26 protein-coding genes are annotated in these 24907 nt (G+C 62.5%); 12 read left to right on the top strand and 14 right to left on the bottom strand.

Going from position 1 to position 24907, the window contains the following annotated elements:
- Nucleotides 1-46: 46 nt before the first annotated feature.
- From ABCW43_RS23655 to ABCW43_RS23640, 4 genes are all read left to right on the top strand, one after another.
- Nucleotides 47-760, top strand: coding sequence for a DUF1045 domain-containing protein (locus tag ABCW43_RS23655; RefSeq protein ID WP_345929004.1), 714 nt, complete (start codon nucleotides 47-49; stop codon nucleotides 758-760).
- Entirely contained in the window at nucleotides 757-1896 is a 1140-nt protein-coding gene (locus ABCW43_RS23650) for an alpha-D-ribose 1-methylphosphonate 5-triphosphate diphosphatase (protein ID WP_345929002.1), read from the top strand. The genes ABCW43_RS23655 and ABCW43_RS23650 overlap by 4 nt, the downstream gene beginning before the upstream one ends.
- Nucleotides 1896-2495 (top strand): phosphonate metabolism protein/1,5-bisphosphokinase (PRPP-forming) PhnN, encoded by a 600-nt coding sequence (gene phnN, locus ABCW43_RS23645; RefSeq protein WP_345929000.1) that lies wholly within the window; start codon nucleotides 1896-1898, stop codon nucleotides 2493-2495. Before ABCW43_RS23650 ends, phnN begins: the two co-directional genes overlap by 1 nt.
- Before the next feature lie 77 nt (nucleotides 2496-2572).
- Nucleotides 2573-2869: a hypothetical protein gene (locus tag ABCW43_RS23640; RefSeq protein ID WP_345928998.1), complete on the top strand. Its 297-nt coding sequence runs from the start codon at nucleotides 2573-2575 to the stop codon at nucleotides 2867-2869.
- 9 nt (nucleotides 2870-2878) lie between these two features.
- Here ABCW43_RS23640 and polA read toward each other — a convergent pair whose 3' ends face one another.
- Nucleotides 2879-5869 carry a DNA polymerase I gene (gene polA / locus ABCW43_RS23635; protein WP_345928997.1) on the bottom strand — a complete coding sequence of 997 codons (2991 nt, stop codon included), beginning with the start codon at nucleotides 5867-5869 and terminating at the stop codon, nucleotides 2879-2881.
- Nucleotides 5870-6283: 414 nt separating this feature from the next.
- Here polA and ABCW43_RS23630 point away from each other — a divergent pair, with 414 nt between their 5' ends.
- Nucleotides 6284-6715, top strand: coding sequence for a MarR family winged helix-turn-helix transcriptional regulator (locus ABCW43_RS23630; protein WP_046602923.1), 432 nt, complete (start codon nucleotides 6284-6286; stop codon nucleotides 6713-6715).
- Between the two features lie 128 nt (nucleotides 6716-6843).
- On the top strand, nucleotides 6844-8232 hold the full coding sequence (locus ABCW43_RS23625; RefSeq protein WP_345928994.1) for a M20/M25/M40 family metallo-hydrolase: 1389 nt from the start codon (nucleotides 6844-6846) through the stop codon (nucleotides 8230-8232).
- A 487-nt stretch (nucleotides 8233-8719) separates the two neighbouring features.
- Here the strand turns inward: ABCW43_RS23625 and ABCW43_RS23620 are convergent, their stop codons facing one another.
- Nucleotides 8720-8929 carry a cold-shock protein gene (locus ABCW43_RS23620; protein ID WP_007754264.1) on the bottom strand — a complete coding sequence of 70 codons (210 nt, stop codon included), beginning with the start codon at nucleotides 8927-8929 and terminating at the stop codon, nucleotides 8720-8722.
- 470 nt (nucleotides 8930-9399) lie between these two features.
- Here ABCW43_RS23620 and ABCW43_RS23615 point away from each other — a divergent pair, with 470 nt between their 5' ends.
- Entirely contained in the window at nucleotides 9400-9885 is a 486-nt protein-coding gene (locus ABCW43_RS23615; protein ID WP_345928989.1) for a YbaK/EbsC family protein, read from the top strand.
- Here ABCW43_RS23615 and ABCW43_RS23610 read toward each other — a convergent pair.
- The 7 genes from ABCW43_RS23610 to ABCW43_RS23580 all read right to left on the bottom strand — a co-directional run bounded on the left by ABCW43_RS23610 (nucleotide 9882) and on the right by ABCW43_RS23580 (nucleotide 12311).
- Entirely contained in the window at nucleotides 9882-10253 is a 372-nt protein-coding gene (locus tag ABCW43_RS23610; RefSeq protein WP_345928987.1) for a hypothetical protein, read from the bottom strand. The two genes, ABCW43_RS23615 and ABCW43_RS23610, sit on opposite strands and share 4 nt — an antisense overlap.
- A gap of 75 nt (nucleotides 10254-10328) precedes the next feature.
- A complete protein-coding gene (locus ABCW43_RS23605) occupies nucleotides 10329-10541 on the bottom strand; it encodes a hypothetical protein (RefSeq protein WP_172716915.1) in 213 nt (70 codons plus the stop codon).
- 295 nt (nucleotides 10542-10836) lie between these two features.
- Nucleotides 10837-11031, bottom strand: a complete 195-nt coding sequence (locus ABCW43_RS23600) for a hypothetical protein (protein ID WP_345928982.1) — start codon at nucleotides 11029-11031, stop codon at nucleotides 10837-10839.
- 79 nt (nucleotides 11032-11110) lie between these two features.
- Entirely contained in the window at nucleotides 11111-11353 is a 243-nt protein-coding gene (locus ABCW43_RS23595; protein ID WP_345928980.1) for a hypothetical protein, read from the bottom strand.
- A 129-nt stretch (nucleotides 11354-11482) separates the two neighbouring features.
- Nucleotides 11483-11686 carry a hypothetical protein gene (locus ABCW43_RS23590; protein WP_345928978.1) on the bottom strand — a complete coding sequence of 68 codons (204 nt, stop codon included), beginning with the start codon at nucleotides 11684-11686 and terminating at the stop codon, nucleotides 11483-11485.
- 119 nt (nucleotides 11687-11805) lie between these two features.
- Nucleotides 11806-11988 (bottom strand): hypothetical protein, encoded by a 183-nt coding sequence (locus ABCW43_RS23585; protein WP_345928977.1) that lies wholly within the window; start codon nucleotides 11986-11988, stop codon nucleotides 11806-11808.
- Between the two features lie 149 nt (nucleotides 11989-12137).
- Nucleotides 12138-12311 carry a hypothetical protein gene (locus tag ABCW43_RS23580; protein WP_345928975.1) on the bottom strand — a complete coding sequence of 58 codons (174 nt, stop codon included), beginning with the start codon at nucleotides 12309-12311 and terminating at the stop codon, nucleotides 12138-12140.
- 197 nt (nucleotides 12312-12508) lie between these two features.
- On the opposite strand from ABCW43_RS23580, the gene ABCW43_RS23575 reads away from it, so the two are divergent.
- The 3 genes from ABCW43_RS23575 (at nucleotide 12509) to dnaJ (ending at nucleotide 18309) form a co-directional block, all read left to right on the top strand.
- Nucleotides 12509-14980 (top strand): transglycosylase domain-containing protein, encoded by a 2472-nt coding sequence (locus ABCW43_RS23575; protein WP_345928973.1) that lies wholly within the window; start codon nucleotides 12509-12511, stop codon nucleotides 14978-14980.
- Nucleotides 14981-15176: 196 nt separating this feature from the next.
- On the top strand, nucleotides 15177-17078 hold the full coding sequence (gene dnaK, locus ABCW43_RS23570) for a molecular chaperone DnaK (RefSeq protein ID WP_345928971.1): 1902 nt from the start codon (nucleotides 15177-15179) through the stop codon (nucleotides 17076-17078).
- Between the two features lie 97 nt (nucleotides 17079-17175).
- On the top strand, nucleotides 17176-18309 hold the full coding sequence (gene dnaJ / locus ABCW43_RS23565) for a molecular chaperone DnaJ (RefSeq protein WP_345928969.1): 1134 nt from the start codon (nucleotides 17176-17178) through the stop codon (nucleotides 18307-18309).
- Between the two features lie 68 nt (nucleotides 18310-18377).
- On the opposite strand, the gene ABCW43_RS23560 is transcribed toward dnaJ, so the two are convergent.
- The 5 genes from ABCW43_RS23560 to ABCW43_RS23540 form a co-directional block, all read right to left on the bottom strand.
- Nucleotides 18378-19358 (bottom strand): carbon-nitrogen hydrolase family protein, encoded by a 981-nt coding sequence (locus tag ABCW43_RS23560; RefSeq protein WP_345928967.1) that lies wholly within the window; start codon nucleotides 19356-19358, stop codon nucleotides 18378-18380.
- 204 nt (nucleotides 19359-19562) lie between these two features.
- Nucleotides 19563-20144 carry a LysE family translocator gene (locus tag ABCW43_RS23555; RefSeq protein WP_345928965.1) on the bottom strand — a complete coding sequence of 194 codons (582 nt, stop codon included), beginning with the start codon at nucleotides 20142-20144 and terminating at the stop codon, nucleotides 19563-19565.
- Nucleotides 20145-20339: 195 nt separating this feature from the next.
- Complete coding sequence (locus ABCW43_RS23550; protein ID WP_345928963.1) at nucleotides 20340-20546, bottom strand: SlyX family protein; 207 nt, start codon at nucleotides 20544-20546, stop codon at nucleotides 20340-20342.
- Complete coding sequence (locus tag ABCW43_RS23545; protein WP_345928961.1) at nucleotides 20539-21093, bottom strand: cupin domain-containing protein; 555 nt, start codon at nucleotides 21091-21093, stop codon at nucleotides 20539-20541. Before ABCW43_RS23545 ends, ABCW43_RS23550 begins: the two co-directional genes overlap by 8 nt.
- Before the next feature lie 69 nt (nucleotides 21094-21162).
- Nucleotides 21163-22662 carry a globin-coupled sensor protein gene (locus ABCW43_RS23540; protein ID WP_345928959.1) on the bottom strand — a complete coding sequence of 500 codons (1500 nt, stop codon included), beginning with the start codon at nucleotides 22660-22662 and terminating at the stop codon, nucleotides 21163-21165.
- Nucleotides 22663-22944: 282 nt separating this feature from the next.
- On the opposite strand from ABCW43_RS23540, the gene recF reads away from it, so the two are divergent.
- Together recF and ABCW43_RS23530 are read left to right on the top strand one after the other, a co-directional pair.
- Entirely contained in the window at nucleotides 22945-24069 is a 1125-nt protein-coding gene (gene recF, locus ABCW43_RS23535; protein ID WP_345928957.1) for a DNA replication/repair protein RecF, read from the top strand.
- A gap of 43 nt (nucleotides 24070-24112) precedes the next feature.
- Entirely contained in the window at nucleotides 24113-24898 is a 786-nt protein-coding gene (locus tag ABCW43_RS23530; protein ID WP_345928956.1) for a molybdopterin-synthase adenylyltransferase MoeB, read from the top strand.
- Nucleotides 24899-24907: the final 9 nt, after the last annotated feature.

Raw genomic sequence — 24907 nt, 5'->3', positions numbered from 1 at the left:
AGACAGGTAAGGTCGGCCGGCCTTCTCCTGATTCCGGAATCCCATTTTGCGCTACGCTCTCTATTTTTCGCCCGCCGAAAACCATCCGCTGACGAAGGCGGCAGCGCGTTGGCTCGGCCGCGACGCCTTTACCGGCGAGGCGTTTCCGACGCCCGATGTCGAAGGCCTGCCCCGCGACACCGTCCACGAACTGACCGCCGATCCGCGCCGCTACGCCTTTCACGCGACGCTCAAGGCGCCGTTCGAACTGCATCCCGACCGGACGGAAGCCCAGTTGATCCATGCCGCCGAACGGTTTGCGGAAGAGACGCCGGTCTTCGATATCCCGAACGTGATTGTCGGCCAGCTGGGGCGGTTCTTCGCTCTCGTTCCCGATACGATTTACCCAGAGCTCCAGCATTACGCCGGCCGCGTCGTCGAGGAGTTCGAACATTTTCGCGCGCCGCTGTCGGAGGCCGACATCGCACGGCGTAAACCTGATATGCTAAGCTCTGCCCAGCGCGCCAATCTCGATCGCTGGGGTTACCCTTATGTCATGGACGAGTTCCGTTTTCACATGACGTTGACGGGGCAGGTCCCCACGGAACAGGCGCCCGTCATGCGTCGCGAGCTGGACCGCCGTTTCGCCGATTTCGCCAATGCGCCGCTGACGATCGATGGCCTCGCCATTTTCGTCGAACCCGAGCGCGGCGCACCCTTCATCGCCCATAGCTGGCTTCCGCTGGCGTCCGCCTTCGAAAACAGAAAGACCGCATCATGACCGCCGAACTCGTGCTCACCAATGCCCGCATCGTGCTCGAGGACAGCGTGATCTCCGGTTCCGTCCAGATCCGGAACGGCAAGATCACCGATATCTCGGAAGGCAATGTCCATACCGGCGAGGATTTCGAGGGCGACTACCTGATCCCCGGCCTGGTCGAACTCCATACCGACCATCTGGAGCAGCATTATTCGCCGCGTCCGGGCGTGCGCTGGAACACCACGGCGGCGATCCAGGCCCATGACGCGCAGATTGCCACGTCCGGCATCACCACCGTCTTCGACTGCCTGCGCATGGGCGCCGACGAGGACGGCGGCTTTGCGAATGGCGAGATGCGCGCCATGGCGGATGCGATTGCCGCCGCGGGCGCGGACGGCCGCCTGCGCTCCGAACATTTCCTGCACCTGCGCTGCGAGGTCTCCGCCGACAATTGCATGGAGCATTTCGCCGACTTCGAGAACGATCCGCATGTGCGGCTCGTCTCGCTGATGGATCACGCGCCGGGCCAGCGGCAGTTCCAGACGATGGATCAGTACACGCTCTATTACCAGAAGAAGCGCGGCCTCAGCGACGAGGCATTCGCCGCCTTCGTGGCCAAACGCCAGGGAGAATCGGCACGCAACGCGACGCCGCACCGTGTCGCGATCTCCAAGGTCTGCGCCGAGCGTCGGATTACTGTCGCAAGCCATGACGACGCGACGCTCTCCCATGTGGACGAGGCGATCGACAACGGTGTGCGGCTGGCGGAATTCCCGACCAGCTTCGATGCCGCCAAGGCCTCGCACGGAGCGGGCATGAGCGTGCTGATGGGGGCGCCGAACATCGTTCGCGGCAAATCGCATTCCGGCAATATCGCCGCCCGCGATCTCGCTGAACGCGGCGTGCTCGACGTGCTCTCTTCCGATTACGTGCCGCTCAGCCTGCTGCACGCGCCGTTCGTGCTTGCCGCAGAGGTGGAGAGCATCTCGCTGCCGAAGGCGCTCGCCATGGTCACCTCGACCCCTGCCCGCACCGTCAGCCTCGACGACCGGGGCCGGATCGCGGCCGGCCTGCGCGCCGATATCGTCCGCGTCCATCACGAAGAGGGGGTTCCCGTCTCCCGCGCCGTCTGGCGGGAAGGCCGGCGGGTCGCCTGATGGACGCTAGGCCGACAGCAACGGAACGGCAGCAAGGCGGCTGCATGGTCGCGGTCGTCGGCCCGAGCGGGGCCGGCAAGGACACGCTGATGGCCTATGCCGCCCGGCATTTTGAGGGGCGCGATGACGTCGTCTTTGCACGGCGGATTATCACCCGCGATGCCGCCGCCGGGGGTGAAGACCATGACGGCGTTTCCGAAGCGGAATTCGAAGCCCTGGATCAGGCCGGCCGTTTTGCCGTCTCCTGGGGAGCCCACGGTCTGCGATACGGCATCCCCGTCGAGACGAAAGAGGCCATCGCGAAAGGCCTGGTGGTCGTCGCCAACGGCTCGCGTTCAGCGCTCCCCCGGTTCAAGGATACCTATCCGTCGCTGGTGGTTATCAACATCACCGCCAGCCTGGACGTGTTGGCGGCCCGGCTCGAAGCGCGCGGACGGGAAACCCGCGAGGAGATACTTCGGCGTCTCGAACGCAGCTCGCTTGCCGTGACCGGCGACTACCGTGTCGTGACGATCGACAATAGCGGATCGCTCGAAGACGCCGGCAGGGCCCTGGTCGAGGCCCTCAACGGCTGCTTTGCGAGCCACTCGATTGGCTAGCGAAAAACGTTCGATCGTTCTTTAAAGTCCCTGATCCGGCTCTATGTGTCTTTTCTTATATTAGGAAAGGAAAAATCATGAGCCAGAGCAAGCCGCGCGAAGGGCAACATCCCGATGGGGCAACCGCCATCGATCTGGAAGCGCGCGTCGTTGTTCTGGAAATCGTCTCCATGACGGCATTGGCGCTTGCCATGGACACGTCCAAAAATGCGGATGTCGAATATGCCCGCGGAATCAGCAGCCTCGTTCTCGAAGCCGTGCACCAGCGTTGTCACGAGATGAACATGCCGGACGATGCGCGGCTTACCGCCTGCACCTATGCCGACGAGCTGCTTTCGACCGCACTTCTGTCTCTCTATCCGCAGGAGCACTGAGCCTTAGGCTCAATGCGCTTCGTCCCAATTGCTGGCGGCGCGAGCATCGACCTTCAGCGGCACCCGCATCGAGATCGCCGGCATGGCCGCGTGTTCCATGGTCGAGATGATCACCGGCAAGGTCTTGTCGATCGCCTCGTCCTCGACCTCGAAGATCAGTTCGTCATGCACCTGAAGCAGCATGCGGGCTCTTCCGTTCAGTCCGGCCGCTTCGAGCGCCGGCTCCATCTTCGCCATGGCGCGGCGGATGATATCGGCGGCCGAACCCTGGATGGGTGCATTGATCGACGCGCGTTCGTTGAAAGCGCGCAGCGAAGGGTTGGAGGACTTGATATCCGGATAATGCGCCCGGCGGCCGAAGATCGTCTCGACGTAACCGTTCTCGCGGGCGAAGGTCTTGGTGCTTTCCATGTAGTCGCGAATGCCCGGGAAGCGCTCGAAATACTTCTTGATGTAATCGCCCGCTTCCGAACGTTCGATCGACAGCTGGTTGGCGAGCCCGAAGGCGGAAATGCCGTAGATGATGCCGAAGTTGATCGCCTTGGCGCGGCGGCGCACTTCGCTCGGCATGCCTTCCACCGGCACGCCGAACATTTCCGAAGCCGTCATCGCGTGAATGTCGATCCCATCTGCAAACGCCTGGCGCAGCTGCGGAATGTCGGCAACATGGGCGAGCACGCGCAGCTCGATCTGGCTGTAGTCTGCCGAGACCAGCTTGTGGCCGGGCGTCGTGATGAAGGCGGTGCGGATCTTGCGGCCTTCCGCCGTGCGCACGGGAATGTTCTGCAGGTTCGGCTCGGAGGAAGACAGGCGGCCGGTCGTCGTCGAGGCCAGCGCATAGGAGGTGTGGACCCGCTTCGTCTCGGGATGGACGTAACCCGGCAGCGCATCCGTATAGGTGGATTTCAGCTTGGTGAGCTGGCGCCAGTCTACGATCTTGCGCGGCAGGGGATGACCTTCGGCGGCCAAGTCTTCCAACACGCTGGCCGAGGTCGACCACTGGCCGGTCTTGGTCTTGGCGCCGCCAGGCAGGCCCATCTTGCCGAACAGGATGTCGCCGAGCTGCTTCGGCGAACCGATGGTGAATTTTTCCCCCGCCAGTTCGTAGATCTCGTCTTCGAAGGCGGCGGCCCGCTGGGCGAGCTCGCCGGAAAGCCTGGAGAGGATCTGCCGGTCGATGGTGATGCCGCGTTCTTCCATGCGGGCGAGCACGGAGACCAGCGGCCGCTCCAGCCGCTCGTAGATGCGCGTCAGGCCCGCGGCCGTCAGCTGGGGTTTCAGCACCATCCACAGGCGCAGCGTCACGTCGGCGTCTTCCGCCGCATAGGCGGTCGCCTTGTCGATATCGACGAAATCGAAGGTGACGCCCGCCTTGCCGCTGCCGGCAACTTCCTTGAAAGTGATCGGCTTGTGATTCAGCCAGCGCTCGGACAGCGCATCCATGCCGTGGTTCGCCTTGCCCGCCTCCAGCACGTAGGACATCAGCATCGTGTCGTCGTAACCCTCGACGGTGATGCCGTGGCGCCGCATCAGCAGGTAATCGAACTTCATATTCTGCGCCACTTTCAGGACCGATGGGTCCTCCAGCAGCGGCTTCAGGCGCGCCAGCGCTTCGCGTGTCGGAATCTGGTTTTCGGCAAGTCCGCCGCCGAGCAGATCGCCGACGCCGGTCTTGTGGATGAGCGGCACATAGGCCGCGCGGACTTCAAGGCCGGACGGGCTGGCAATATTGTCCGCAAGCGCCAGCGAAAAGCCGACCAGTTCCGCCTGCATCGGATCGAGCGACGTGGTTTCCGTATCGAAGGCGACGAGGCCGGTTTCCCGCGCGGCCTTGATCCAGTCGTCCAGCACTGTGAGGTCGCGGATGGTCACGTAGCAGCTCGGATCGAGCTTCGCGTTGGCAAAGGCGTCTATGCGGGTCTTGGCAAATTCCGAAGGCGTGGCTTCACCGGTGCCCTTGGCGACCGGCGCCTTGGCCGGATTGGCAGGCGCTTCTGCCGCTGCCTCGCCGGTATCGACCGCTGCCGCACCGCCGGCATCGAGATCCGGGCCGCGGGCGGCCTGGCCCCATTCGACATTCACGACGGCAGGTTCGATGGCATCGGCATCGCAGTTGCAGGCAGCAGCGACACGGCGCGTCAGCGTGCCGAACTCCATCGTCTTCAGGAAGGCGACCAGTTTCGGGCCATCCTGAGGCTCCAGCACCAATGCGTCGAGATCCAGATCCAGCGGCACGTCGAGCCGCAGCGACACCAGCCGGCGGGACAGGCGGGCCAGATCGGCATTGGCGACGATGTTCTCGCGGCGCTTCACCTGCTTGATCTCGCCGGCGCGGGCAAGCAGCGTGTCGAGATCGCCGAATTCCTCGAGAAGCTGGGCCGCCGTCTTCGGGCCGATGCCCGGAATGCCCGGCACGTTGTCAACCGAATCGCCGACCATCGCCTGCAGGTCGATCATCTTCTCCGGCGGCACGCCCCATTTCTCGATGACGTCGGGAATGCCGATCTGCTTGTCCTTCATGCTGTCGTACATGTGGACGTTCGGCGTCACGAGCTGCATCAGGTCCTTGTCGGACGAGACGATGGTCACGTCGGCGCCGGTCGCTTCCGCCTGGCGGGCGTAGGTCGCGATGATGTCGTCGGCCTCGAAACCTTCGGTCTCGATGCAGGGCAGGTTGAAGGCGCGGGTCGCCTGGCGGATCAGACCGAATTGCGGGATCAGCTCATCCGGCGGCGCCGAACGGTTCGCCTTGTAGGCATCGTAGAGTTCCTTGCGGAAGGTTTTGGCCGAATAGTCGAAGATGACCGCGAAATGGCTGGGCGTCACGCCGACCGAGGTGTCGCGCGCGTCGGTCAAGAGCTTCCACAGCATGTTGCAGAAGCCGGAGACGGCGCCGACCGGCAGGCCGTCGGATTTGCGGGTGAGCGGCGGCAACGCGTGGAAGGCGCGGAAAATGAAGCCGGAACCGTCGATAAGGAAAAGATGATCGCCTTTTTTCATGGCGCAAGGAATAGCGTGGGGCACTTCATCCGTCCACGAAAACTTGAGCCCCAGCGACCCGCTGCGCCTCACCGGAACGTTACCGATTTGTAATATGCGCATGGCTTGAAAACCGGCGTTCGGCCCCACATTTCAGTATCACCGGCGATTGATCACGCCGCAGTCTGGCAGCCGGCCTGTCCCCCGCCGAACCAGACCGGACAAAGGCCTATCCCCCTCTCCGGGCCTTTGTCCTTCCATCAGAACCGCCACGGCTGTCCCCTCCCTGCCGTGGCGGTTTTTTATTGCCCTTTCGCAGGAAAGACTTGTCATTTCCCCCGTCTTCGCACAGGCTTGGCGAAAGCATGGCGTGCGATATATCTGGCAGATATTGCTCGCAAACGGGCTCGTTCAGGGAGGGATGAAGACCAAGCCATGGGATTCGACCGCTCGCATTCGGCGACTTACCTGGCGGGCCAACTCGCCAAAGGCTTTGCGCGCTCCTTGCAGAAGCGGGCCATGGTGCTTGGCTTTTCTCCCGGCCAGTTTCCCGTCCTGCTCGAACTCTGGCAGGAAGACGGCCTCACGCAGAAGCAGCTCCTCGACAAGCTGGAGGTCGAGCAGGCGACGCTCGCCAACACGCTTGCCCGCATGGAGCGGGACGGCCTCATCCAGCGCACCCCCCATCCGAACGACCGCCGGGCACAGATCATCACGCTGACCTCGCTCGGCCGCGAGCTGGAAGTCCAGGCCGTCGAAGCGGCATCCGAAGCGGATGCAGCACTTTTTTCAGGCTTTCGCCGCTTCGAGCGCGAACTGATGATCGAATACATGCGGATGATCGTCGAAAACGCCCGCAAGATCTGAAGCCAACGGCCTCCGTGTCTTTGCCATTGTCTCCGCCGTCCCGGACTTGCTAACAAGGTCGGGCATTCGAAACGACGGGCCGCTTGCCTCCTGGCCTCGAGGTCCGCATTTCAAAGACAGGATTTCCCATGACCGATCTTTCCTCCGTCCTCGACCGCGCCGACCAAAACCTTCCCGCAAGCCTCGATCGCCTGTTCGGCCTCGTCCGCATCAAGTCGATCTCCACCGACCCGGCCTTCAAGCCGGATTGCCGCAAGGCAGCCGAGTGGCTGGTGGCCGAACTGAAGGATCTCGGCTTCGACGCGTCGGTTCGCGATACGACCGGCCATCCGATGGTCGTCGGCCATCATCCGGGCGCCAGCACCGACGCGCCGCACGTACTGTTCTATGGCCACTACGACGTCCAGCCGATCGATCCGATCGAGCTCTGGGAGGACGATCCCTTCGATCCCAAGGTCAAGGAACTCGGTGCCGGTCGCAAGGTGCTAACGGGCCGCGGCGTTGCCGACGACAAGGGACAGCTGATGACCTTCGTCGAAGCCTGCAGGGCCTACAAGGATGTCCATGGCTCGCTGCCGGTGCGCGTCACAATCCTCTTCGAAGGCGAGGAAGAATCCGGCTCCCCGTCGCTCACGCCCTTCCTCGATGCCAATGCCGCCGAACTGAAGGCCGATTACGCACTCGTGTGCGATACCGGCATGTGGGACGCGGATACGCCGGCGATCACCGCGTCGCTGCGCGGCCTGGTCGGCGAGGAAGTCATCGTCACCGCCGCCAATCGCGACCTTCATTCCGGCATGTACGGCGGCGCTGCGGCGAACCCGATCCAGATCCTGTCGAAAATCCTCGCCGGCCTGCACGACGATACCGGCCGCGTGACGCTCGAAGGCTTCTATGATGGCGTCGAGGAGACACCGTCCAACATCAAGGCGGCCTGGGAAAGCCTGGCCAGCGGCCGCGGCGATTTCCTTGGCGAGGTGGGCTTGTCTGAATTGGCCGGCGAAAAGGGCCGTTCGCTGCTCGAACTGCTCTGGGCGCGGCCGACCTGCGAATTCAACGGCATCAGCGGCGGTTACGAGGGCCAGGGCTTCAAGACCGTCATCGCCTCGAAGGCCTCGGCCAAAGTGTCCTGCCGTCTGGTCGGAGGCCAGGATCCGGAGAAGATCCGCGAGAGTTTTCGCGCCTATGTGCGCTCGAAGATCCCCGCTGACTGCTCGGTGGAATTCCTGACGCATGGCGGCTCGCCGGCGATCCAGCTCGGTTACGATTCACCAGTGCTCACCAAGGCGAAGACGGCGCTTTCCGAGGAGTGGCCGAAGCCGGCTCTGGTTGTCGGAGTCGGAGGCTCGATCCCGATCGTCGGCGATTTCCAGAAGACCCTCGGCATGGAATCGCTGCTCGTCGGCTTCGGCCTCAGCGACGACCGCATCCACTCGCCGAATGAAAAATACGACCTGCGCTCCTTCCACAAGGGTATCCGCTCGTGGGCGCGCATCATCGCGGCGCTGGCTGACTGACCTTTCGCCTGAAACAGGGCCTGAAACTGAAAGGGCCTGACGCGTCTCGGCGTCAGGCCCCTAAAAAACAAAAAGGCCGGGGCAAGCCCGACCTTTCCACTCCCATTCATTGGTGCCAGTACATCCGTGGTCACTCTAAATGGGACAAGCATTTCCGACGCGGCCGCTTCCGACCTTTTCAGATCCCTGCGGCTCTAGCGATCATCGTCCCTCGGCTGAGTAAACATTCCGTTAACGCAGATATGAAAACCGCCTCAAGACGGCACGGTCGCCCGTATTTGCCGTAACGCACATGCTCGCTGAAGCTTTTGGAGCCCCGAGCATGCGGTGCGTCGGAAACGCTATTGATCCCTACATGGGAGCTGCCGTTTCCGTTTACAAGGGGTCACCTTAGAATCGTTCTAGACGGAAGAACCCTCGTTCCAAAAAGCAGAAAGGCCGGACGAGCCGGCCTTTCGCAATCTCAAGACTTAAAGTCTTCAGCAGATCATGCGCCCTGGAGGCGGTCTGCAGAAACCTTGCCAGAACGCTTGTCGCTGACGAGTTCGTAGGAGATCTTCTGACCGTCCTTGAGCTGGCCGAGACCGGCGCGCTCAACAGCAGAGATGTGAACGAAAACGTCCTGCGAACCGTCGTCAGGCTGAATGAAGCCGTAGCCCTTGGTTGCGTTGAACCACTTAACAGTACCGGTAGCCATAACGATGCCTTTCCCTTGCAAATATGACCGACTATTCCACGCTAGGTGCTTGGAACGTTGAAGTTTCGTATTTGAAGAGAGATCGTCGCAAACGCCGCGAGGCGCATAGTGCTGGCTATCAAACAAATATCGATGGCGAACCAGATAATGGCTTCGCTCAAAAAGGTCAAGATCGGGAAAATTAAGGCTTGCCCGGAGAGGCAAAATTGCCAGCAATTTCAATGGGCATAAAACAGAAAACCCGGCGCGGGAGGAGGTGCGCCGGGTCTCCGAAACTGACCAACAACTGGGAGGAGGAGGTGTTGTCGGTCCCATCGGGGGCGCTGGGAGGAGGAGTGCGCCCGTCGATGAATTGAACATAAAGGAGCCAAGCTTAAAAAACAGTCACGATATCGCAGTGCAGCATTGCAATTTTCGCATGGCTTCTTCGTCCTCTTGCGGCCGGCACCATCCTGCGCCAGTTTGAGGGCATGAGCCTCGAATCCGTCCGCGCCTTCCTTGCCGCCAACGCCCCCGATATCCTCGTGATCATGACCGAGGAAAGCTCGGCGACGGTGCCGCTTGCCGCCGCCGCTCACGGGGTGGCTCCCGAGCAGATTGCCAAGACGATCTGCGTGCGCGCCGGCGACATCACCCTGCTTGTGGTGATGTCGGGAACCAGTCGCCTGGACAACCGTAAATTCCGGGATCGCTTCGGCGCCAAGCCGCGCATGCTCGGCGGTGACGAGGTGGCAGACATCACCGGCCACCCCATCGGCGGTGTGTGCCCGTTCGGGCTGCCCTCGCCGATGCCGATCTATTGCGACGTGTCGCTTCGGAAATTCGGAGAAGTCGTGCCTGCGGCCGGCGCCATCAATGCCGCCGTGCGCATCAGCCCCGACCGCATGGCGGACCTGACCGCAGCGATCTGGATCGATGTCGGCCAGGATCCGGTTTCAGGCGGCGATGCCGCTTAAAGGCGGCCGCTCAGATAGCGGTCGTACCAGGCATGTTTGCTTTCCGCCGAAGCGGTCGCCACCACATAGCCAATAGCGAAGCCGATTGCGCCGATCAGGGTGAACAGCGTCGTCGTGGCTGCGGGATGCTCGCGGATGGTCCCGGCCACCGAACTCGCTTCGTTCTGTACGTAATGCGCAGCGCTACCGGCGCGCTCGGCGACCTTGCCATAGGCAGCACCGGTCTTTTCGGAAAGCATTTCGCGCAGGTTGGCGATCTCGGAACGAAGCGTCGCAATCTGAGCATTAACGTTTTCGCTGGGTTGGTGATCGAAAGAGGGCGTATCCGACTTCACGGGGGTGTTCAGGTTTCTGACGGGTTCTGCCATTACGGCCTCCTTGGGTTGATCAAGAGACCGTTCAACTGTCGAAGGACTGATAGGTTCCTCGTTTAAAGCAGGAAGCTATCGGCTTTTCGCCAGCGCCTCGGCGAGCGCCGAGAGCTTTTGCTTGTCGTCCGAGCCTTTTTGAAGGGAGTTCACCAGGATCAGTGCGAGCGCCTCCGCATCGGGGCTCGCCTTGTCGATCTGGTGTTCGGCGCAAGCCTGGTCAAAGACCTGCTGCAGCAAGCTGAGCTGGTCGGGATTGACAGGATTTCTAACCATCTGTGTAGGCATATAACCCTCCCGATCATACGGTGCCCGACCGGCGGACCATTCCCCTCGCCCTGCTCAGCAACGGCGGCCGAATAATTGCCAGCGGCCTTCTATTGCGGCAGACTTGCGCCGGCCTTGTCGGCGCCCGAGGAACAAAAAGGTCTACAAGCTACAGGAGAAAGGATTCTGAGCCTTGGCTAATAAATTGGCAATAACAATAATAGACGGGTGTAATATAAGGGTGGACCCTTACGGGTTACTACCTATACGGGTCCACCGGGTGTCCACAGACGAGGCATGAAGGTTCAACGACGGCTTATGCCATACCCGCCGGATCTCCAGTCGGCATCAGGGCGGGATCGAGCGTCGGGTCCTGCGGGTTCTTGCTGTCGCCAGGATCCTGTGCAGGCGTCAATGGCGGCTTCTCCTGGGTGCGATCTGGAACTCCGCCTGCCGGTGTCGGCCCGCGCGGCTGAGGGCTCGGTGTCGGGATGGGATCTCGATTGGGCATGATAGCCTCCTTTTCCTGTCAGAGACCCAACGGCTGTGGCCCGCCTCGGTTCCGAGGGAAGCGGGTATTCCGCCGAATCCTAGCGATACCGGCGACGGTCGCGGGAGGCGGACGATATGCCGAGCATGTAACCTATCGCCAGGCCGAGCAGGCCAACGACGGCGATTGCCGAGCCGGTAGCGGCCGGATGGTCGACGGCGTGGGCGGCGACCATGCCTGCCTCGTCCTTGACATGGTGAACGGCAGATTTCGTGCGGGCGGCAACGCCTGTCTCTTCAGCGACATCACCGGTAAAGCCGGCGGCGAGAGGTTTTTTGGTCATTGGAGGTCTCCTTTTCGGAAACAACACCCAAGCGGAACGCGAGGTTCCGTCTCCGGCTCCTTATCTGAAGGGGCAGGCTATCGGAAGGAAATGAAATCCGCGCCGACATAGCCGGCGCGGGCAAAGCGATTATTCGGTGACTTTAGCCTGTCCTTCGGACTGCTTCAGCACGACGGCTTCCTCGCGCGGGTCCATTTTCGGAGCTGCGATGCTTGCCGTGGTGACTTCCTTGTCCACCTCGGCGGAAGCCGTGACGTTGTGGCCGGCGCATTCCGCAAGAGCTGCGGTGGACGACAGGCCGAGCATGGCGGCGATGATGAGAACTGTCTTCATGCCATTCTCCTTTCGCTGTGGTTGCAGTCGTCAAGGTAACCCGCAACATGATGAACCCGAAATCACGAATTCGCGTTTCGAGCTGCCATCATGCTGCCTGTTCTCGTCGCCTGCCGCGATCACATCAGCTTTGAAAGGGTTTCGCGGTTGACGAAGATATCCGTCTTCCCAGCCTCGTAGGCGGGATGGCTGAATTCCAGCGTCCCCCTTTCAGGCATTTCGAGCGCCTGCTTGACGCTGACCAGCCCGACCGGGACACGCTGGTCGCCATTGCGGACGACTGCCTCGACGATTTTCTGCATATCCTCCCCTCCTCCAAGGCGGAATCCGTCGTAACGCGGATCTTACCTCCTTGTTCCATCAGGAATCGGATTTTTTTAAGGTCGAATACGGTCTCGGGCAGCTTTTGTGACATAGGCCAACGCCCGGCATTGCGGGGCGTTGCGGCATTTCAATGAAGGTCCAGCGGCAGCTGGATGCCTTTGGGAATATTCGGGCGTCGCTGGCTGGCGATCTGTATCTTCTGGAACGTCTCGCGCCGACGCTGCGCTTCAGCCTCGCGCAGAGCCTTCGATGCCGCGACCGCAGCCATGGCACGTTCGATCACCTGTTCGGTTCTGCTCATCAGCACCCTCCAAATGTTCTCTATTTGTTCTCATAAATAGAAACGGAAGTCAACCGGTTCAAGAAGTATCGGCCGATAAACCATTCCTTTACGCCTCCTTAAATCGCCGCATTTAGAGTCCAGCCAAGGTTTGGGCGATCAGACATTCAGTAACAGCCTGTTTTGACAGGCGCGTAACGGGGGTATGCCGGCTCACCATGGCAGCCAGAGGCAGATCAGACAAACGCGTTGAACCATCCTTCGAAGGTTCGCGGCCGAGCAGCGATTTCCGCCTCGACGCGGACGAACGGGTCGTGGGCAACGGCCGGCCCGGCAGGCGTCCATCGAAAGCCGAAAGCGAGGACCGCGACGAGCCGCCGGAACGCGGCCGCCCCTCCCGCAACAAAAAAGCTCCGGCCCGCCGCCAGGGCGGCGGGTTCTTCGCGCCGCTGCGCAGATTGATCTACTGGTGTTTCGTGCTCGGCATCTGGGCCGGCATCGCCGTTGGCGGGCTGGTGCTCTATTACGGCGCCAAGATGCCGGCCGCCAGCACCTGGTCGATCCCGGATCGTCCGCCGAACATGAAGATCACCGCGGTCGATGGCTCGGTCGTCGCCAATCGCGGCTCGACCGGCGGCGAAGCCCTGGCGCTCGAGGAAATGTCGCCCTACCTGCCGCAGGCGGTGATCGCCATCGAAGACCGGCGTTTCTATTCGCATTTCGGCGTCGACCCGTTGGGCCTGGCGCGCGCCCTCGTCAACAATCTGACCGGCCAGCCGATCCAGGGCGGTTCGACCATCACCCAACAGCTTGCCAAGAACCTGTTCCTGTCGCCGGACCGCACGTTCGAGCGCAAGATCCAGGAAGTGCTGCTGTCCTTCTGGCTGGAGCACAAGTTCACCAAGGACCAGATTCTCGCCATGTATCTGAACCGGGTGTTCTTCGGTTCGAACGCCTATGGCGTGGAGGCTGCTTCCCGGCGGTATTTCAACAAGTCTGCCCGCGACGTGAACCTCGGCGAGGCGGCGACGCTTGCCGGTCTCCTGAAAGCCCCATCCCGCCTGTCGCCCGCCCGTGATCCGAAGGCGGCGGAGGCCCGCGCCCAGGTCGTGCTCGGCACGATGCGCGAGGAAGGTTATGTCACCGACAGCGACCTCAAGACCGCCATGTCGCAGCCGCCGGCAAAGGCGAAGAGCTACTGGACAGGCGCCCAGCACTATGCCGCCGACATGGTTGTCGACGAGGTGAAGAGCCTGATCGGCGAGCCGAAAGTCGACGTGACCGTCGAAACGACGCTCGACATGCGCCTCGAAGCCGCCGCCGAAAAGTCGCTGAACGACGTTCTCAAGAAGGAAGGCGGCAAGCTCAACGCCTCTCAGGCAGCCCTCGTCTCGGTCGATGCGACCGGTGCGATCCGGGCGCTGGTCGGCGGCCGCGATTATGCGACGAGCCAGTTCAATCGCGCCGTCAAGGCCAAGCGCCAGCCGGGTTCGGCTTTCAAGCCCTTCGTCTATGCCTCGGCACTCGAAGCCGGCGCCCGGCCGGACTCGATGGTCAACGACGCGCCGGTCAAGATCGGCAACTGGTCGCCGGAAAATTTCGACGAAAAGTACCGCGGTCCCGTGACGCTCGCCTCGGCCTTCGCGCAGTCGCTGAATACGGTCGCCGCACAGCTCGTCATGCAGGTCGGCCCCGACAAGGTGGTGAGCCTTGCCCACCGGCTCGGCATCGATTCCGATATCCAGGCGAATGCCTCGATCGCGCTCGGCACCTCGGAAGTCTCGCTGGTCGAGCTGACCTCGGCCTATGCGTCGTTCATGAACGGCGGCTACAAGGCGACCCCGCATATCGTCAAGCGCATCACCGATCCGGACGGCAAGGTGCTTTACGAGGCCGACTACGCCAACCCGCCGCGCGTGCTCAGCGAGCCGGTGGCGGCGACGATGAACGGCATGATGAACCGCGTCATCAACGAGGGCACCGGCAAGGCCGCGAAGATCGACGGCTGGCAGGCAGCCGGCAAGTCGGGCACCACCCAGTCGTTCCGCGATGCGCTGTTCGTCGGTTATACCAGCATCATGACGACCGGCATCTGGGTCGGCAACGACGACGGCGCCTTCATGAAAAAGGTTACCGGCGGCGGGCTGCCGGCAAAAGCCTGGAAGGAATACATGACGGCGGCGATGAAGGGTTATACGCCGACGCCGCTGTTCGGCACCGGACGCGGCCTCGATCTGCCGCCGCCTGCCGCCCAGCCGGACTCACCATCGACGACGATCGGCGACATCATTTCCGGCATCCTGCCGGGGGCCCGCCAGGCTCCGGAACCGCCCGCCGATTACCCGCCGGCACCGCGCCCTCCCGCCCAGGATTCTGCCTCGATCGAACGGGAACCCGCCCGCGTGCGGCCGGTCTACGGCGACAGCCAGGGATACGACAACAGGGACAACAGACAGGTCTACGACAATCGGCAGATCTATGGCGACCGCGGCCGTCGGGGAGACGCGATACCGCCTGGCGACGTCCCGGTCCGCGACTATCGCCAGTATCGCGGCCCCTATGATTCGTCTGCTCCGGTCCCTCCCGGAACGATCGGCGGCGGCCCCGTTCCGCCCGGCGACGTCGGCATTGCAGGCCCCGGAGGCCAGCCCCGACAGACCACGCTTTTCGACCTGATCATGGGTCAGTGAAGCGTATTCGCAGTATTGCTCGGCAAAGTCTTCTTTTTGCTCGGATACGGGCGATTTCTCGCCTTGCAGTCCTAAAAACCCGTCCTTATATACGCCGCATGACCGCAGCCGATGCTGCGCACCATCCCAGTCGAGGAACTGTCAATGGAATGCCTTTGAGGGGTTCCGATGGTTCGCTTAAAGGAGAGAGAAGAAAATGGCAAAAGTAATTGGCATCGACCTCGGAACCACCAACTCCTGCGTCGCCATCATGGACGGCAAAGATGCGAAGGTGATCGAGAACGCCGAAGGCGCGCGTACCACGCCCTCCATGGTCGCATTTTCCGATGACGGCGAACGCCTCGTCGGCCAGCCGGCCAAGCGCCAGGCGGTGACCAACCCCACCAATACCCTCTTCGCCGTGAAGCGCCTTATCGGCCGCCGCTACGAAGATCCGACCGTCGAAAAGGACAAGGGCCTCGTTCCTTTCGATATCGTCAAGGGTGACAATGGCGATGCATGGGTCAAGGCCCAGGGCAAGAACTATTCCCCCGCACAGATTTCCGCGATGATCCTTCAGAAGATGAAGGAAACTGCCGAATCCTATCTTGGTGAGAAGGTCGAAAAGGCCGTCATCACCGTTCCGGCCTACTTCAACGACGCGCAGCGCCAGGCCACCAAGGATGCAGGCCGCATCGCCGGCCTCGAAGTTCTCCGCATCATCAACGAGCCGACAGCCGCCGCGCTCGCCTACGGCCTCGACAAGAAGGACGGCAAGACGATCGCCGTCTACGACCTTGGCGGCGGCACGTTCGACATCTCGGTTCTCGAAATCGGCGACGGCGTCTTCGAAGTGAAGTCGACCAACGGCGACACCTTCCTCGGCGGTGAAGACTTCGACATGCGTCTCGTCGAATATCTCGCAGCCGAGTTCAAGAAGGACAACGGCATCGACCTGAAGAACGACAAGCTCGCTCTGCAGCGCCTCAAGGAAGCTGCCGAAAAGGCCAAGATCGAACTCTCCTCCTCGCAGCAGACCGAAATCAACCTGCCGTTCATCACGGCCGACGCTTCCGGTCCGAAGCACCTGACCCTGAAGCTGACCCGCGCCAAGTTCGAAAGCCTGGTCGACGATCTCGTCCAGCGCACCATCGCACCGTGCAAGGCAGCCCTCAAGGATGCCGGCGTCACTGCAGCCGAAATCGATGAAGTGGTTCTCGTCGGCGGCATGAGCCGCATGCCGAAGGTCCAGGAAGTCGTCAAGCAGCTGTTCGGCAAGGAGCCGCACAAGGGCGTCAACCCGGATGAAGTCGTCGCTCTCGGCGCCGCCATCCAGGCCGGCGTTCTGCAGGGTGACGTCAAGGACGTTCTGCTGCTCGACGTGACCCCGCTGTCGCTCGGCATCGAAACGCTCGGTGGCGTCTTCACCCGCCTCATCGACCGCAACACGACGATCCCGACCAAGAAGTCCCAGGTCTTCTCGACCGCCGAGGACAACCAGCAGGCCGTGACGATCCGCGTGTCCCAGGGCGAGCGCGAAATGGCTGCCGACAACAAGCTGCTCGGCCAGTTCGACCTCGTCGGCCTGCCGCCGTCGCCGCGCGGCATGCCGCAGATCGAAGTCACGTTCGACATCGACGCCAACGGCATCGTCCAGGTTTCGGCCAAGGACAAGGGCACCGGCAAGGAACAGCAGATCCGCATCCAGGCTTCCGGCGGTCTCTCCGACGCGGAGATCGAGAAGATGGTCAAGGATGCCGAGGCCAATGCCGAAGCCGACAAGAAGCGCCGCGCCGGCGTCGAAGCCAAGAACCAGGCCGAAAGCCTCGTTCACTCGACCGAAAAGTCGGTGAAGGAATATGGCGACAAGGTTTCCGAGACCGACCGCAAGGCGATCGAGGATGCGATCGCTTCGCTGAAGGCCGCCATCGAAGTTTCCGAGCCGGATGCCGATGACATCCAGGCGAAGACGCAGACCCTGATGGAAGTGTCGATGAAGCTTGGTCAGGCCATCTACGAGGCCCAGCAGGCCGAAGGCGGCGAAGGTTCCGAGGGCGGCAAGGACGATATCGTCGATGCCGACTACGAGGAAGTCAAGGACGACAAGAAGTCCGCCTGATCCGCCGGTTGCCTGATGGCCAGACCTCGACCATAGTTGACTGAAGTATCCGGCTGCCATCGTGCAGCCGGAATCCTTTCCGGAGCCGGTTACCTCCATGGCAAAAGCAGACTTTTACGAAACGCTGGGTGTCGGCAAGACCGCCGATGAGAAGGAGCTGAAAAGCGCCTTTCGCAAGCTCGCGATGAAATATCATCCCGACAAGAATCCGGGCGACGCAGAAGCCGAAAAGAAGTTCAAGGAGCTCGGCGAAGCCTACGAGACCTTGAAGGATCCCCAGAAGCGGGCGGCCTACGACCGCTTCGGCCATGCCGCCTTCGAACACGGCGGAATGGGCGGCGGTGGCGGCGGCTTCTCGGGCGCGGGCGCCGGTGGCTTCTCCGATATCTTCGAAGACATCTTTGGCGAAATGATGGGCGGCGGACGCGCCCGCCGGTCCTCCGGCGGTCGTGAACGCGGGGCTGATCTTCGCTACAATATGGAAATCACCCTCGAAGAGGCGTTTGCCGGCAAGACGGCGCAGATCCGGGTTCCGACCTCGATCACCTGCGACCTCTGTTCCGGTTCGGGCGCCAAGCCGGGCACACAGCCGAAGACCTGCGGCACCTGCCAGGGTTCCGGCCGTGTGCGCGCAAGCCAGGGTTTCTTCTCGGTCGAACGCACCTGCCCGACCTGCCACGGGCGCGGCCAGACGATCACCGATCCCTGCTCCAAGTGCCACGGCCAGGGCCGCGTCACCGAAGAGCGGTCGCTGTCGGTCAACATCCCGGCCGGCATCGAAGACGGCACCCGCATCCGCCTGCAGGGCGAAGGCGAGGCCGGCACGCGCGGCGGGCCTGCAGGAGACCTCTACATCTTCCTGTCGGTGAAGCCGCACCAGTTCTTCCAGCGCGACGGCGCCGATCTCTATTGTGCCGTCCCGATCTCCATGACGACGGCCGCCCTCGGCGGCACGTTCGACGTGGCGACGCTCGACGGAACCAAGTCCCGCGTGACCGTGCCGGAAGGCACGCAGCCGGGCAAGCAGTTCCGCCTGAAGGGCAAGGGCATGCCGGTATTGCGCTCCAGCCAGACGGGCGACCTCTACATCCAGATCCAGATCGAAACGCCGCAGAAGCTCACCAAGCGGCAGCGCGAGCTGCTGCAGGAATTCGAGGAACTCTCCTCGAAGGAGAACAATCCGGAATCGACGGGCTTCTTCGCTCGGATGAAGGAATTCTTCGATAGCTGAGCATCTTGATGCCGACACTTTGAAGCCGCTCGCAACAAGTCGTTGCGAGCGGCTTTTTCTTTGGGCGCCTAGAAGGTGTCGCGGCCGCCGCTGCGCGGGTCGCTCACCCTATGCGGCTCATAGATGCCGGCCCGCGCCTTCCGCCTCCAAGGGCGGGCGATCTCTCCCGGATTGTGCTCGACATCGACGATCGCAAACGAGGGCATGGCATCCGCCGGGCATTGCGCCGCCCATTCGCCGCCCGGCGCGGCGATCCCGGAGGGCGGCATGAAACCGGGATAGGCAAGGACCGAGAAGCTCACCCAGTAGCGGTTGCTCGCCGCATGTCCCAGCGCCTCGGCTGCGAAGGCCGGCGTTGCGCCGGTGGTCGAGAACAGGACGCAATCGACGTCGAGCTGCTCGTATTCCCTGAAGATTTCGGGAAAGTGCGTCTCCATGCCGAGCGAACAGCCGAAACGGACGCCATCGACCTCGAAGATCACCGGGGTCGAGCCCGGCGTGTACATGAACGAGATCTTGGTGTTCGACAACAGCCGCTCGTCGTAACGCGTTACCAGCTCTCCACGGTCGGAGATGACATAGAGGCTGTTATGCGGCCGATGCGGCTCGGTGAGCCGGTGCACGGAGCCAATCACTGCAAAGAGCCCAAGCTCACCTGCCAGTGCCCTCGTGGCATCCAGTTCCTCGCGCAGCACCGTCCATTCGAACCGGGTCCAGTCGGACGGCCCGACCGGATCGCGGCCAGTCGAAGACATGATGCGCTTGTTGGGAGAGCAGGTCGCGCCTTCAGGAAAGTGGATTATTCTGACGCTCGCCTTCTGCGCCTCGCGCATCAGGCGCCGCATCTCCGCTCCGCTTGCACGAAGCTCGGCAACGTTGCCAGGATCGACATAGGGCGTGGTCTGGGCCACCGCCAGACGCACAAATCTTGCCTGCGGCGGATCGCTTGGTGCGCTGCCGCGGAGGTGGCTGAGGGCTGCGGTATAGGATTCGCCTGTCTTTGCGGCACGGGCACGGACACGGCGTTTGAAATTTCCGTTCTGGGTCATCTTGAGCCTTTCACGTCCCGGACGGAGTTCCCCAGCAACCACATCCGAAACGGTCGGACCAAGATAGCGACCCGAGACTGAAGTCCCTTTGCCTCCGTTTCAGGACCATGCTGGAGAAGGTCCGGGGAGGTTCGGCGCAGGCCACGCAAGGGCCAAGATGCCGAGCCGGCCTTGATTCGTCAACTCGGGTCGAGGTCGTCTATCTCAGGCCAGCGACTGGATCGATGCGCTGGCGAGGATCATTGCGAAGAGCACGAGGCAGGCGGCAGCGGTGCGACGCACGGCGATCGGCTTCACTTCGAAACGCTCGGTCCGCCGCATCAGGCTGCCGAAGGCGATCCAGCCATTGGCGGCCAGGAGCACCAGTCCGGCAAACAGCGCAAGCCAGGGCGCGAGTTCGGTGAGGCCATCATGCGGCATGATGACGAGCGCGATGATCAGCGTCTTGGGGTTCAAAACCGTGGTGACGAAGACCTGGCGGATGGAAATCTCCACCGCTTCCTTCGCCTGCTTTTCGGACGTCCATAAACGATACACCAAATAGAGCACCCAGACGCCTGCCGCGAGCTTCGCCCAGACCAGCGCCTGCGGATAGGTATCGAAGAAAGGCGCCGCAAGGGTTGCCATCGGCACGATCACCAGCAGATAACCGCCGAGTTCGCCGGCGATCAGGGGCAGGCCCTTCAGCCAGCCGCGCGCATACCCGCCAAGCGCCATCAGCGTATTGGTCGGCCCCGGCGTGCAGAGAAGCAGGAGGACGGCGAGGGTGAATTCCGGAAGGGTCATGCAACTGCCTGTCGAAGTGGCCGGGATGGTCCGGCCCCTTCCTCTCTATCAGCATTTTCAGCATGCCGATTGACGCCCGTCAAACCAGCTTATCTTGTCGGCGAAGGCATGCGGGCCACGAACCAGCCGAAATATTTCTGGATTGCCGGCGAGACGACAAATACGATCCAGGCTGCCCGAGCGGCAGCCGGACTGTCAATAATGCGGCGGCTTGGTGATGGAAGGCGCTTCCAGCGAGGATTCCTCCAGCGACAGGAACCGTTCGGTCAGCCGGTCGAGCTTGGCGCGCGTCTGTTCCATCACCTTCCATTGCTCGGCGAGCTGGTCGGACAATTCCTCGATCACCTTTGTTTGGTAGGCAGCAAGCTCCTCGAGCTTGATCAGTCTTTCCTCGTCACTCACCGCCGGTTTCCTTTGCTGCCTTCTCGGCCTTCCAGGCCCGCACCTTATCCGGTATGCCGTCATGGGGGCCGAGCGGCCGCTCCGGTGCGTCGTCCCACCAGTCGGGGCGGATCGCTTTCAAGTCGAGATTCTTCGGATAGAAAAGCCGGTTTTCGCCCTTGTTGGCCTCCCCGACCACCAGAAGGCGCACTTCCGCATCCGTGTTATTGATGAAGGTATGCGAAATCCCCGTGCCGGCCGGGAAGCCGACCGAGTCGCCCGGTTTCAGCGGATAGACCTCGCCATCCAGCCAGACCTCCGGATTGCCTTCGATCACGTAGATGAATTCTTCCTCGAGTTCCTCTGCATGCGGAAAGGAGGTGCGGCGGCCGGGTGGCAGGCGATGGTGATGAATGCCGAGCCGCGTGAGGCCGAACTGCCGGGCGAGCGCGGCGCCGAAGCCCATCAGCTCGTCATCGCCGCGATAGTGTTTCTCCTGGGGCTTTTCCACCTCGGTCCAGTGGCGGATATAGGAAGGGCGGTCCTCGTCACGGGTCGGATCGGTCATGTCGCGGCTCCTTTTGGAGCCCGCACACTAGCCGACCGGAACCGCCCGGTCCATGTTTCGGGTCGAAGATCAGGCGCGCAGGCGCGGGCGCTCCGTGCGGGTCTCGCGCGCAGCCCTTGTGTTGAAGCGGCCGAGCAGCGACGCCAGCCGGCCGCTGATGCCGACGAGGCTCCGCGTCGAGGCATTGGTCTCTTCCATCAGCGCGGCGTTCTGCTGGGTGATCTGGTCCATGCTGCGGATCGCGGAATTGATCTCCTCGATGCCGGATGCCTGTTCCTGGGCCGAACGGGCGATCGAGCCGATATGGTCGTCGATCGATTTCACGCGATCGCCGATGCCGACCAGCGCCTGCCCCGTCTTGTTGACGAGTTCGACACCACGGTGGACGTCCGTCGAAGACTGGTCGATCAGTTCCTTGATCTCCTTGGCGGCCGCGGCGGAGCGCTGCGCCAGTTCGCGGACTTCCTGCGCGACGACGGCAAAACCCTTGCCCTGTTCGCCCGCGCGGGCCGCTTCCACGCCCGCGTTCAGCGCCAGAAGGTTGGTCTGGAAGGCGATCTCGTCGATCGCGCCGATGATCTGGGTCATCTTCTGCGAGGACTGCTCGATATCGCCCATGGCGGCGATCGCCTCTTCGACCACCTTGCCGGAGCGGACCGTCTCCGATGCGGATTCGCGCGCAATCACCTGCACTTCGCGGGTCCGCTGCGCGGCCTGGCCGGAAATCGTGGTGATCTCTTCGAGTGCCGCCGCCGTCTGTTCGAGTGCGGAAGCCTGTTGTTCGGTGCGCTTGGCCATGTTTTCGGTAGCCGACGAAATGCCGTCCGCTTCGGCGCGCACCTGTTCCACCGAATTACTGATCTCGCGCATCGCCGCGTTGAGTTCAGAAATCGAGGCGTTGTAATTCTGCTGCAGCCTGGCGAAGTTCGGCGCCAACTCCTGCCAGAGTTCGGATGTCAAGTCGCCGCCGGCAAGGCTCGTCAGTGCCGCTTCGAGCGCCGCAAGCGCTGCGTCCTGCTCGACCTTGGCCTTTTCCCGTTCGGCTTCGACCTGCTTACGCTGGTCGCCCAGCGCATCGAGATAGACCGAGATGGCGTAGTCCATGTCCAGCAGGGCGGCCTTGACGACGGAGGAGAGATGTTCGGAAAGCACCTTCGCCTTCTTTTCCTGAAAGAAGCCACTCATCTCCCGGCTGACCACGGCGCGGATGATGCCGTCAAGGACCAGGGCGTAACCGCCGATATACCAGCGTGGTTCGAGACCGAGCCGGGCATGGGTGCGGCCGATCGCCGACACCGCGTCCACATAATCGCCGTCGTATTTGCCGGATGCGATGCCTTCCCAATGGGCAGCCTGGCGGCTCTTGGCATGGGCGATATGGGCATCGTTGGAGAAAAACTTGGCCGTGTGCGGGTTGCTCTTCACCTTGCGGTAAAAAGCATCGAGCGCGCCGCCGATCGTGTCCTTGATGAGGGGCCGAATCTCGACCAGAGACCGGCGCTGCTCTTGGCCGAGGCCAATGAATTCAAGGCGCTCGGCGAGATCGGCTTTGTGGTTCTGGTCTTTCATGGTGGTCTCCGGAGATTGAAGGGATCCACACGCCATCCGGATATGAGATGCGTATGCGTGCATAGGCACTTCTAGGAGTGAAGCTTTAACGCCCTGTTAGCCATGCCTTCCAGTTTTTGAATAATTATAAATTAGAGTGCATTGAAACCGGCCTTGGGGCGGGAGACCTCACGGAACGTTGGCGAACAGGGGGCCGAGGGGGTATCGATCTGCTCCAAGCAAGAGCTTGCCATCCGGGCTTCGAGCCCTTAGCTCCTGTTTCACGAAACCTTAAGATTCCCGATGGCGCAGAAAACCTCCCTTTCCCGGCTGAAGCTCACCGATTTCCGCAATTATGCGGAAGCGGCGCTGCCGCTCGACGGGCGGCATGTGGTGCTGACCGGCGAGAACGGCGCGGGCAAGACCAATCTGCTGGAAGCCGTTTCCTTCCTGTCGCCCGGCCGCGGCCTGCGCCGCGCCGTGCTGTCCGATGTCACCCGCGTCGGCGCCGCCGGCGGGTTCACCATCTTTGCGGATGTCGATGGCATGGACGGCGAGGTTTCTATCGGCACCGGCATCGAGCTTGGCGAAGGCGAAAGCGTCGCGCGAAAACTCAGGATCAACGGCACGCCGGCCAAATCCACCGAGGAGCTTACCGACCACCTGAGCGTGCTGTGGCTGACGCCGGCGATGGACGGGCTGTTCACCGGCGGATCCTCCGACCGGCGGCGTTTCCTCGATCGACTCGTCCTGTCGCTCGATCCTGCCCACGGCCGCCGGGCGAGCGATTTCGAGCGCGCCATGAGAAGCCGTAACCGGCTGCTTTCGGAAGGCCGCTTCGATCCTTCCTGGCTGTCGGCCATCGAGGCGCAGATGGCCGGCCTCGGTATCGCCATGGCTGCTGCCCGGCAGGAAATGCTCGGCCTGCTGCGGAGACTGTCGGCGAATTCCGGCGAGACGCCGTTCCCGACGCCGGTCCTGACGCTCGAAGGTTTCATGGACGGCGCGATGGATCGCCCGGCCGCCGATCTCGAAGAGGCTTATCTCGAGATGCTGCGCAATGGCCGCGGCCGCGATGCCGCAGCGGGCCGCACACTGGACGGTCCGCACCGTTCCGACCTTCTGGTTCGCCATCGCGAGAAGGACATGGAGGCCGAGCGCTGCTCGACCGGCGAACAGAAGGCCCTGCTGATCGGCCTTGTGCTTGCCCATGCGCGGCTGACCGCCGACATGACCGGCTACGCGCCGATCCTGCTGCTCGACGAGATCGCCGCCCATCTCGACGAAGGCCGGCGGGCCGCTCTGTTCGATCTCGTTCACGGCCTCGGCGGCCAGTCCTTCATGACCGGCACCGATCGGGGAATGTTTTCCGCGCTGGCCGACCGGGCACAGTTCTTTACCGTCGCGCATGGTGGCATCGGCAATTGAAATCCATCTTACGCGGCTTGGCAGCCGGTGATATGGTTGCGACATGGAAAGCCTGACCCCGGAAAAACTGAGCCAAGACGAGATCGAGCGCTACCGCCGCCATATCCTGCTGCCGGAAATCGGCGGCGCGGGACAGCAGCGGATGAAGAATGCCCGGGTGCTGGTGATCGGCGCCGGCGGGCTCGGCGCGCCGATCCTCGAATACCTGGCGGCCGCCGGCATCGGCACGCTCGGGATAATCGACGACGACCGGGTTTCCCTTTCCAACCTGCAGCGGCAGGTCATCCACGATACCGGCACGATCGGCGAGCTGAAGACGCGGAGCGCCCGCGAGGCAATCGCCCGTCTCAACCCGCATGTCCGTGTGGTCGATTTCGAGGAACGCTTTTCCGCAGAATGGGCCGCCCGGAAGCTTGCCCTGTTCGATCTGCTGATCGATGGTTCCGACAATTTCGATACCCGTTATGCAGCCGCGGATGCCGCGGAAATCACCCGGATCCCGCTGGTGACAGGTGCCGTCGGCCGCTTCGACGGGTCGGTGACGGTGATGAAACCCTATGAGGCGGGCCCGGACGGTGTCCTTTATCCCGGCTATCGCGATCTCTTTCCGGAAAAGCCTCCGACGGGATTGATTCCGTCCTGCGCCGAGACCGGCGTCGTCGGCGCTCTTACCGGCGTCATCGGTACGTTGATGGCCATGGAAGCGATCAAGCTGGTGACCGGCATCGGCGAACCGCTGGTCGGGCGGCTGATGCTCTACGATTCGCTATCGGCCCGCTTCGACACAATCAAATACAAGCGCCGCACGGCCAAGGCCGCCGCCGAGTGAGCGAGCCGG

Source organism: Neorhizobium tunisiense, assembly GCF_039631515.1.
Taxonomy (GTDB): Bacteria; Pseudomonadota; Alphaproteobacteria; order Rhizobiales; family Rhizobiaceae; genus Neorhizobium.
Note: the sequence above shows the minus strand (reverse complement) of the source record. Positions and strands in the feature narration are given on the sequence as shown.

What these genes read in the sequence shown, in the direction of transcription:
- ABCW43_RS23650 (WP_345929002.1), top strand. Translation starts at nt 757, where the DNA reads ATGACCGCCGAACTCGTGCTCACCAATGCCCGCATCGTGCTCGAGGAC.
- phnN (WP_345929000.1), top strand. Translation starts at nt 1,896, where the DNA reads ATGGACGCTAGGCCGACAGCAACGGAACGGCAGCAAGGCGGCTGCATG.
- ABCW43_RS23640 (WP_345928998.1), top strand. Translation starts at nt 2,573, where the DNA reads ATGAGCCAGAGCAAGCCGCGCGAAGGGCAACATCCCGATGGGGCAACC.
- polA (WP_345928997.1), bottom strand. Translation starts at nt 5,869, where the DNA reads ATGAAAAAAGGCGATCATCTTTTCCTTATCGACGGTTCCGGCTTCATT.
- ABCW43_RS23630 (WP_046602923.1), top strand. Translation starts at nt 6,284, where the DNA reads ATGGGATTCGACCGCTCGCATTCGGCGACTTACCTGGCGGGCCAACTC.
- ABCW43_RS23625 (WP_345928994.1), top strand. Translation starts at nt 6,844, where the DNA reads ATGACCGATCTTTCCTCCGTCCTCGACCGCGCCGACCAAAACCTTCCC.
- ABCW43_RS23620 (WP_007754264.1), bottom strand. Translation starts at nt 8,929, where the DNA reads ATGGCTACCGGTACTGTTAAGTGGTTCAACGCAACCAAGGGCTACGGC.
- ABCW43_RS23615 (WP_345928989.1), top strand. Translation starts at nt 9,400, where the DNA reads ATGAGCCTCGAATCCGTCCGCGCCTTCCTTGCCGCCAACGCCCCCGAT.
- ABCW43_RS23610 (WP_345928987.1), bottom strand. Translation starts at nt 10,253, where the DNA reads ATGGCAGAACCCGTCAGAAACCTGAACACCCCCGTGAAGTCGGATACG.
- ABCW43_RS23605 (WP_172716915.1), bottom strand. Translation starts at nt 10,541, where the DNA reads ATGCCTACACAGATGGTTAGAAATCCTGTCAATCCCGACCAGCTCAGC.
- ABCW43_RS23600 (WP_345928982.1), bottom strand. Translation starts at nt 11,031, where the DNA reads ATGCCCAATCGAGATCCCATCCCGACACCGAGCCCTCAGCCGCGCGGG.
- ABCW43_RS23595 (WP_345928980.1), bottom strand. Translation starts at nt 11,353, where the DNA reads ATGACCAAAAAACCTCTCGCCGCCGGCTTTACCGGTGATGTCGCTGAA.
- ABCW43_RS23590 (WP_345928978.1), bottom strand. Translation starts at nt 11,686, where the DNA reads ATGAAGACAGTTCTCATCATCGCCGCCATGCTCGGCCTGTCGTCCACC.
- ABCW43_RS23585 (WP_345928977.1), bottom strand. Translation starts at nt 11,988, where the DNA reads ATGCAGAAAATCGTCGAGGCAGTCGTCCGCAATGGCGACCAGCGTGTC.
- ABCW43_RS23580 (WP_345928975.1), bottom strand. Translation starts at nt 12,311, where the DNA reads ATGAGCAGAACCGAACAGGTGATCGAACGTGCCATGGCTGCGGTCGCG.
- ABCW43_RS23575 (WP_345928973.1), top strand. Translation starts at nt 12,509, where the DNA reads ATGGCAGCCAGAGGCAGATCAGACAAACGCGTTGAACCATCCTTCGAA.
- dnaK (WP_345928971.1), top strand. Translation starts at nt 15,177, where the DNA reads ATGGCAAAAGTAATTGGCATCGACCTCGGAACCACCAACTCCTGCGTC.
- dnaJ (WP_345928969.1), top strand. Translation starts at nt 17,176, where the DNA reads ATGGCAAAAGCAGACTTTTACGAAACGCTGGGTGTCGGCAAGACCGCC.
- ABCW43_RS23560 (WP_345928967.1), bottom strand. Translation starts at nt 19,358, where the DNA reads ATGACCCAGAACGGAAATTTCAAACGCCGTGTCCGTGCCCGTGCCGCA.
- ABCW43_RS23555 (WP_345928965.1), bottom strand. Translation starts at nt 20,144, where the DNA reads ATGACCCTTCCGGAATTCACCCTCGCCGTCCTCCTGCTTCTCTGCACG.
- ABCW43_RS23545 (WP_345928961.1), bottom strand. Translation starts at nt 21,093, where the DNA reads ATGACCGATCCGACCCGTGACGAGGACCGCCCTTCCTATATCCGCCAC.
- ABCW43_RS23540 (WP_345928959.1), bottom strand. Translation starts at nt 22,662, where the DNA reads ATGAAAGACCAGAACCACAAAGCCGATCTCGCCGAGCGCCTTGAATTC.
- recF (WP_345928957.1), top strand. Translation starts at nt 22,945, where the DNA reads ATGGCGCAGAAAACCTCCCTTTCCCGGCTGAAGCTCACCGATTTCCGC.
- ABCW43_RS23530 (WP_345928956.1), top strand. Translation starts at nt 24,113, where the DNA reads ATGGAAAGCCTGACCCCGGAAAAACTGAGCCAAGACGAGATCGAGCGC.